Source organism: Salifodinibacter halophilus, from assembly GCA_012999515.1.
Lineage (GTDB): Bacteria > Pseudomonadota > Gammaproteobacteria > Nevskiales > Salinisphaeraceae > Salifodinibacter > Salifodinibacter halophilus.
This window is the reverse complement of record JABEEB010000594.1, coordinates 1-244: the sequence shown is the minus strand read 5'-3', so window position 1 is coordinate 244 and position 244 is coordinate 1. Positions and strand designations below refer to the sequence as shown.

Here is a 244-nt window from a genome sequence, read left to right as displayed (position 1 = left end):
CATCTTTACCCTCCTGGGTGGCATCCGGAAACTCACACCCAGCAAGCTCGGCCGTATTGGTGGCTCCGTCGTCCTCCTCTATATGGCGACAACAGCGCTCGCCGGCGTGTTCGGCTTGACGATCGGCAACCTCCTCAGCCCCGGTACTGGCGTCGAATTCACCGGTGGGGAAGCACAATCCGCACAGCCACCAGCGCTCGCAGACGTCTTCCTCAACATCGTCCCGAACAACCCGGTTGCCGCC

1 protein-coding gene is annotated in these 244 nt (G+C 62.3%); it reads left to right on the top strand.

Annotated elements, in window-relative coordinates; all coding sequences use genetic code 11:
* The coding region (locus tag HKX41_12960) for a cation:dicarboxylase symporter family transporter (protein NNC25044.1) at positions 1-244 on the top strand (244 nt) is incomplete at both ends.